At 72.4% G+C, this 7,280-nt stretch carries 8 protein-coding genes; 2 read left to right on the forward strand and 6 right to left on the reverse strand.

Annotated features, from left to right (window positions below):
- A partial coding sequence (locus CKO13_RS09240) for a class I SAM-dependent methyltransferase (protein WP_200259914.1) occupies positions 1 to 560 on the reverse strand: 560 nt, incomplete at its 3' end.
- 133 nt (positions 561 to 693) lie between these two features.
- Here CKO13_RS09240 and gloB point away from each other — a divergent pair.
- Together gloB and CKO13_RS09250 are read left to right on the forward strand one after the other, a co-directional pair.
- Entirely contained in the window at positions 694 to 1,464 is a 771-nt protein-coding gene (gene gloB / locus CKO13_RS09245) for a hydroxyacylglutathione hydrolase (RefSeq protein WP_200259917.1), read from the forward strand.
- A gap of 121 nt (positions 1,465 to 1,585) precedes the next feature.
- On the forward strand, positions 1,586 to 3,187 hold the full coding sequence (locus tag CKO13_RS09250) for a LysM peptidoglycan-binding domain-containing protein (RefSeq protein WP_207132167.1): 1,602 nt from the start codon (positions 1,586 to 1,588) through the stop codon (positions 3,185 to 3,187).
- Between the two features lie 6 nt (positions 3,188 to 3,193).
- Here the strand turns inward: CKO13_RS09250 and minE are convergent, their stop codons facing one another.
- From minE to CKO13_RS09275, 5 genes are all read right to left on the reverse strand, one after another.
- The gene (minE, locus tag CKO13_RS09255; RefSeq protein ID WP_200259924.1) at positions 3,194 to 3,469 is read right to left on the reverse strand and encodes a cell division topological specificity factor MinE; all 276 of its coding nucleotides are present in this window, start codon (positions 3,467 to 3,469) and stop codon (positions 3,194 to 3,196) included.
- Positions 3,470 to 3,474: 5 nt separating this feature from the next.
- Positions 3,475 to 4,287, reverse strand: a complete 813-nt coding sequence (gene minD, locus CKO13_RS09260; protein ID WP_200259927.1) for a septum site-determining protein MinD — start codon at positions 4,285 to 4,287, stop codon at positions 3,475 to 3,477.
- A 19-nt stretch (positions 4,288 to 4,306) separates the two neighbouring features.
- The gene (gene minC, locus CKO13_RS09265) at positions 4,307 to 4,999 is read right to left on the reverse strand and encodes a septum site-determining protein MinC (RefSeq protein ID WP_200259930.1); all 693 of its coding nucleotides are present in this window, start codon (positions 4,997 to 4,999) and stop codon (positions 4,307 to 4,309) included.
- Between the two features lie 41 nt (positions 5,000 to 5,040).
- Positions 5,041 to 6,933 carry a molecular chaperone HtpG gene (htpG, locus tag CKO13_RS09270; RefSeq protein WP_200259933.1) on the reverse strand — a complete coding sequence of 631 codons (1,893 nt, stop codon included), beginning with the start codon at positions 6,931 to 6,933 and terminating at the stop codon, positions 5,041 to 5,043.
- A 68-nt stretch (positions 6,934 to 7,001) separates the two neighbouring features.
- Positions 7,002 to 7,280: methylated-DNA--[protein]-cysteine S-methyltransferase (locus CKO13_RS09275; protein WP_200259936.1), on the reverse strand; the 279-nt coding region annotated here is incomplete at its 5' end.

The following is a 7,280-nucleotide window of genomic DNA, read 5'->3' on the forward strand; positions in this document are numbered from 1 at the left end:
CACTGGCCCCAGCGCTCCCAGCCGTCGAAGCGCTCCTGGAGCCGCGGATCCGTCGCCGGCGGCCGGAAGCCCAGGTAGCGAGACTCGACCTCCTCGAAGCCGGCGTGGCGCAGCCGCTGGACGACCGCGCCGGCGGGCCACTGCGGCCCGCGCCACGGCGCCACGCTGCCCCGCAGCCGCCCCCACAGCCGCGCCGCGCCCCAGAGGCCGAAGGGGTTGAAGGTGAGCACCACCAGCCGCCCCTCGGGCCGCAGCACCTGGAGGGCCTCGTGGAGCACCGCCTGGGCGTCGTAGCCGACGTCGAGGACGTGCCCGAGGATCAGCGCCTCGAGCGAGCCGCCGCGGAAGGGCAGCTGGGTCGGCTCGGCCACCAGGTCCCCGCCCCGGCCCGCCTGCCACTGCCGGAGGGTCGGGGCGAGGCGCAGCCGGCCGGGGCAGCCGCCCACCCAGACCGCATCGCCGATGCCGAACGAGCGCAGCGCCTCGGCCACCGCCCGGCGCTCGGCGGCGCCGATGCGCTGGCCCAGAGGGGTCCGGTACCACGTCTGCAGCTGCTCCATGGCCTGCCTCGCGTCACCCGTAATCCACTGATTTGCGCCGCGGCGCGCTCATCGTGCGCCGCCTGGGCCACGGCCGGGGAGCAGCCGGCCGAAGGCTTTGCTCCGTCGAGAACTCAGGTTACTATGCCGTGCGATGATTGATCTCCAAGCAGTCACGGCGCTCGCCGACAACTATATCTGGATCGCCCCCGCCCCGGGAAATCACCGGGTGCTCATCGTCGACCCGGGTGACGCCGAGCCGGCCCGGGCGTGGCTGCGCGAGCACGGGGCGCAGCCGGCGGCGATCCTCCTGACCCACCACCACGGCGACCACGTCGGCGGCGCCGCGGAGCTGGCCCGCGCCTACGGCGCCCCGGTCTACGGGCCGGCCACGGAGCGCATCGGCGCCGTCGACCACCCCGTCGGCGGGGGGGCGCGCCTGGAGATCGACGGCTTCGGGACGATCGAGGTCCTGGACGTGCCCGGCCACACCGCCGGGCACATCGCCTACCACGGGGACGGCGCCCTCTTCTGCGGGGATGCGCTATTCGCCGGCGGCTGCGGGCGGGTCTTCGAGGGCACCGCCGAGCAGATGCACGCCAGCCTCCAGCGCCTCGCCGGGCTGCCCGGCGAGACCCGGGTCTGCTGCGGCCACGAGTACACCGTCAAGAACCTCGAGTTCGCCGCGCGCGTCGAGCCCGGGAACGAGCGCCTGGCCCGGCGCCTCGAGCACGCCCGGGCGCTGCGCCAGCAGGGCCGGCCGACAGTGCCGAGCACCCTCGAGGAGGAGCGGGCCACCAACCCGTTCCTGCGCACCGACAGCGCCGAGGTCCAGGCGGCGGCCGAGCGCCGCGCCGGCCAGCCGCTGGCGGACGCCGCGGCGGTCTTCGCCACCCTGCGGCGCTGGAAGGATCAAGGCGGCTAGCCTGGCCGCCCGGCGCAGGCCGGGCCGGCTCCCACCGCACTCCGCACAGCCGAGTCCACAACCGAGGGGGACGAGCGTGGACACCAAGAGGACCGCGGCCGCGACCGCATGCGCCCTGCTGATGACCGCCTGCGCGGGCCTCGAGCGCCCCTCGGGGGCCGCCTCCTCGGCGGGGCAGGCAGCCCCCGGCCCGGCGGAGTGGATCGAGCAGCTCGAGCCGGCGACCCTCCGGGCCGCCCTCCCCGCCCCCATCAACCTCGTGCCGGCGTACGACTACCGGCCCGGCGAGTACACCGCCACCGTACCGGAGCGCCCCGACGGGATCTGGGAGCGGCTGCGCCGGGACTTCACCCTCCCGCAGGTGGACAACGCGCGCGTGGCGCGCCAGCGCCGGCTCTTCACCGGGCGCGAGGCCTTCTTCGAGACCGTCGCCGAGCGCGCCGAGCCCTACCTCTACACGCTCCTCGAGCGCATCGAGGCGCGGGAGATGCCCGCCGAGCTGCTGGTGCTGGCCATCGTCGAGAGCGGCCTGCGCCCCTTCGCCTACTCCCACGGGCAGGCGGCGGGGCTCTGGCAGTTCATCCCCAGCACCGGCCGGCACTTCGACCTCAAGATGAACTACTGGTACGACGGCCGGCGCGACCTGATCGCCGCCACCGAGGCGGCCCTCGACTACTTCGAGTACCTGCACGGGCTCTTCGACGGCGACTGGCTCCGCGCCCTCGCCGCCTACAACGCCGGCGAGGGCAACGTCCTCGAGGCCGTCCGCCAGGCCCGGCGCCGGGGGCAGGAGCCCACCTTCTGGAACCTCGAGCTCCCCGCCGAGACCATGACCTACGTCCCGCGGATCCTGGCGATCCGCGACATCCTCGCCCGCCCCGCGGCGCACGGGGTCACCCTCCCGCGCATCCCCAACGAGCCGCGCCTGCGCGTGGTCGATCCCGGGCACCAGATCGACCTGGCCCGGGCCGCCGAGCTCGCCGGGATCCGCCTCGACCGGCTCTACCGCCTCAACCCCGGCTACAACCGCTGGGCCACCGCGCCCGACGGCCCCCACCGGCTCCTCCTGCCCGTCGGGCACGCCGAGCGCTTCGAGCAGGCCCTCGCCGAGCTGGATCCGGACAGGCTCGTGCAGTGGCGCCGCCACCGCATCGACGAGGGCGAGACCCTCAGCCACATCGCCGAGCAGTACAACGTGACGGTGGCGCTGCTCCAGGAGGTCAACGGCCTCGAGGGGCACGCCATCCGGGCGGGGGAGCACCTCCACGTCCCCATCGCCAGCCGCGCCAGCCGGGCGTACGTGCTCAGCGAGACCAACCGGCTGCGCGCCGCGCGGCAGCGCCAGCGCCCCGGCGTGCGGCGGGAGCACACCGTGCGTCCCGGCGAGACCCTCTGGGGGATCGCGCAGGCGTACGGCGTCGGGGTCCGCGAGCTGGCCTCCTGGAACCGGATGGCGCCGGCCGACACCCTCCACCCCGGCCAGGAGCTGGCGGTCTGGGTCGACGACGGCTCCCTCGAGGGGGTCGCCGGCCCCGAGCAGCGCACCCAGTCGGTCACCTACACCGTGCAGCAGGGCGACTCCCTCTCGCGCATCGGGCAGCGCTTCAACGTCCGCGTCGGCCAGATCAAGCGCTGGAACGGGCTGGCCGACGACCGCTACCTCCAGCCGGGGCAGAAGCTCCGGCTCAAGGTCGACGTCACCCGGCAGGGCGGGAGCTCCTGACCGCGCTCAGCGGACCCGCTCGGCCTCCTCGGGGAGGGTGATGTTGAGCTCGAGGACCTCGTGGTCCTCCTGGCGGTCGACCTCGACCTTGACGGCGTCCGGGTCGACGGTGACGTAGCGGCGGACCACCTGCAGCAGCTCCTCGCGGAGCATCGGCAGGTAGTCGGGCCCGTCGCGCTGGGAGCGCTCGTGGGAGACGATGATCTGCAGGCGCTCCTTGGCCACGCTCGCGCTGCCGCGCTGCTGCTTGCGCCGCTCGCGGAAGTAGTCGGCGATACCCATCTCGGCTACTGCCCCCCGAACATGCGGCCCAGCAGGCCCTTGCGCTCTACCTCGAGGAACCGGTGCGGGCGCTGCTCGCCGAGGTAGCGGGCGACGGCGTCGCTGTAGGCCTGCCCGGCGTCGGCGTCATCCTCGAGGATCACCGGGACGCCGGCGTTGGAGGCGTTGAGCACCGCCTTGGACTCGGGGATGACGCCGAGCAGGTTGACGGCGAGGATCTCGCGGACGTCCTCGACGCTGAGCATATCCCCCTTCTTGACCCGCTGCGGGTCGTAGCGGCTGAGCAGCAGGTGCTCGCGCACCGGCGGCTCGCCCTGCTCGGCCCGGCGCGTGCGGCTCGCCAGGAGCCCGAGGACCCGGTCGGAGTCGCGCACCGAGGAGACCTCGGGGTTGGTGACCACGACGGCGTCGTCGGCGTGGTAGGCGGCGAGGTTGGCGCCGCGCTCGATGCCCGCCGGCGAGTCGCAGACGATGTAGTCGAACTCGGCGCGCAGCTCCTCGATGACCCGCTCGACCCCCTCGGCGGTCAGCGCGTCCTTGTCGCGGGTCTGCGACGCCGGCAGGAGGGCGAGGTTGTCCAGCCGCTTGTCCTTGATCAGGGCCTGGTTGAGCCGGGCGTCCTCGTTGATGACGTTGACGAAGTCGAAGACGACCCGCCGCTCGCACCCCATGACCAGGTCCAGGTTCCGGAGGCCGACGTCGAAGTCGACGACCGCCGTCCGGTAGCCGCTCTGGGCGAGACCGGCGGCCAAGGAGGCGGCGGTGGTCGTCTTGCCGACTCCGCCCTTGCCCGACGTTACGACGATAATCCTCGACACGCGCGTGCTCCCTTAGCCGTTACGAATTGCCAAACGCCTCGATGTGCAGCCCCGCCTCGTCGTCGAGGCGGACCTGGGCCGGCCGACCCAGGAGCTCCGCGAAACGGTCGCTGACCTGGTAGTGCCCGGCGACAGAGACTAGCTCGGCCTCCAGCTCCACGCAAAAGATACGCGCCCGCCCCTCCCCTTGCACCCCCGCCAGGGCGCGGCCTCGCAGCGCACCGTAGACGTGGATGTCGCCGTCGGCAAGCACCTCGGCGCCCGGGCCCACGGCCCCGAGCACGATCAGGTCGCGGCCGCGGGCGTAGATCTGCTGCCCGGAGCGCACCGGGGAGTCGAGCACCCGCGGCGGCGGCGGCTTGGGCAGCGGGTCGTGCCGGGGCGTCTCCTCGTCGGCCGTCAGCAGCCCGAGGCCCGCCCGCTGCGCCCGGCGCTCATCGACCCCCTGGCCGCGCACCGCCACGGGCACCGCGCCGACCTCGCGCATGCGCTCGGCGAGGTCGGCGAGATCCAGCACCCGGGCGTCCACGGCCTCGAGATCGAGGAGCATGGGCGCTCCCCGCAGCAGCCGCGGCGCCTCGGCGAGCTTGGCCGTCAGCTGCGCGATGACCGTCTCCACATCGGAGCTCAGCAGCCGCACGACGGTCAGCGTGGCCATGCGGCCCTTGAGCTCGAAGGCCGAGGCGGCGGCGGCGGAAGGTGTCGAGGCCATAAGGGGAAGCCCTCGTCGTCTTTTACGTCCCCGGGAAGATATCACTCCCCGGCGAGCAGGGCATTAACCCGCTTGACGTAGGCCGCCGGATCCTGGAGCTGGCCGCCCTCGGCGAGCAGCGACTGCTCGTAGAGCGTCAGGGCCAGGTCGCTGAACCGCTCCCCGGACTCCGCGTCGAGCCGGCGGATCAGGGCGTGCTCCGGATTGATCTCCAGCGACGGCTTGCCCATGGGCAGGTTGTGGCCGGCCGCCTGGAGCAGCCGCTGCATCCCCATGCCGAAGTCGTGCTCGCCGACGACGAGGCAGGCCGGGGAGTCGGTGAGGCGGTGGCTGACCCGCACCTCGCTGACCTGCTCGCCGAGCGCCTCCTGGAGCCGGCCGCAGAGCCCCTCGTACGCCTTCTCCTGCTCCTGGCGCTGCTCCTTCTCGCCCTCGTCGGCGAGGCTATCGAGGTCGAGCTCGCCCTTGGCGACGGAGGCCAGCGGCTTGCCGTCGTACTCGGACAGGTGGGCGACCAGCCACTCGTCCACCGGGTCGGGCAGGATCAGCACCTCCACGCCGTGGCGGCGGAAGACCTCCAGGTGCGGGCTGTTGCGGGCGGCGTTGAAGCTCTCCGCCGTGACGTAGTAGATCTTCTCCTGGCCCTCCTTCATCCGGGCGATGTAGTCGTCGAGGCTGACGTCGGGCGTCTCCTTCTCCTCGTGGGTCGAGGAGAAGCGCAGGAGCTTGGCGATGCGCTCGCGGTTGCCCGGATCCTCGGCCACGCCCTCCTTGAAGACCCGGCCGAAGGCCTGCCAGAACTCGGCGTAGGTCTCCGGCTCGTTATTGGCCATGCGCTCGAGCCGGTCGAGGACCCGCTTGACCGAGGCCGAGCGGATGGAGGAGATCATCGGGTTGTGCTGGAGCATCTCCCGGGAGATGTTCAGCGGCAGGTCGTCGGAGTCGACCACGCCGCGCACGAAGCGCAGGTAGCGCGGCATCAGGTGCTCGGTGTCCTCGGTGATGAAGACCCGGCGGACGTAGAGCTTGATGCCGTGGGCCGGCTTCTGCTCGTAGAGGTCGAAGGGCGGGTGCTTGGGGATGTAGAGCAGGGAGACGTACGCCTGGCGCCCCTCGACGTGGTTGTGCATCCACGTCAGCGGCTCGCTGAAGTCGTGGGCGACGTGCTTGTAGAGCTCCTTGTAGTCCTCCTCGGAGATCTCCGACTTCGGCCGCATCCACAGCGCCGAGGCGCGGTTGACGAGCTCCCACTCCGGGGCCTGCTCCTCGTCCTCGTCGCCGCTGCGCTCGGCCGGCATCTCGATGGGCACCGAGATGTGGTCGGAGTACTTGCGGATGATCGAGCGCAGCCGCTGGCCGTCGCAGAACTCCTGCTGCGACTCCGGCAGGTGCAGGACCACCGAGGTGCCGCGCTCGGGGCGCTCGACGGTGGCGATCTCGTAGCCCGCCTGGCCGTCGGAGCGCCAGTGCACGCCGTAGCGCGGCTCGACGCCGGCCTTGCGGGAGAAGACCTCGACGCGCTCGGCGACGACGAACGCCGAGTAGAAGCCGACGCCGAACTGCCCGATGAGCTGGGCGTCCTGCTGCTGGTCGCCGGTGAGCTGCTCGAGGAAGCGGCGCGTACCGGAGTGGGCGATGGTGCCGAGGTTCTCGACGACATCGTCGCGGTCCATGCCGATGCCGTTGTCGGTGACCGTGACGGTGCGCGCCTCGGGGTCGTAGGAGACGCGGATCTTGAGCTCGGGGTCGTTCTCGAAGAGGGCCTCGTTCTGCAGCGCCTCAAAGCGCAGCTTGTCGATGGCGTCGGAGGCGTTGGAGACGAGCTCGCGGAGGAAGACCTCGCGGTTGGAGTAGACCGAGTGGATCATCAGGCTCAGCAGCTGCTGAACCTCCGCCTGGAACTCCAGGGTCTCGCTGTCGGTTTCTGCGCTCATGAGGCTGCCGTCTCCTTCTGCTCGGTAGTTTCCGGATGGGCTAGACGTGACAACCCCAGGGAATGGGATCACTGCGGCGCGGTTTCAAGGGCCGCCCGCTCGCGCTCGAGCAGCCACGCCTTGAAGGCCGCCAGGGGGCCGGCGCGCGCCCCGGCGTAGCCGCCCGGACCGCCGGCGGCGACCACCCGGTGGCACGGCACCAGGAGCGGGAGGGGATTGGCCCGGCAGCCGGCGCCCACCGCCCGCGCCGAGCTGCCCAGCCGCCTCGCCAGCGCGCCGTAGGTGACGGTCTGCCCTACCGGCAGCTCGAGCAGGGCCTCGCGCAGGCGCTGCTGGAAGGCCGTGGG

The sequence above is a fragment of the Halorhodospira neutriphila genome (assembly GCF_016584055.1).
GTDB lineage: Bacteria > Pseudomonadota > Gammaproteobacteria > Nitrococcales > Halorhodospiraceae > Halorhodospira > Halorhodospira neutriphila.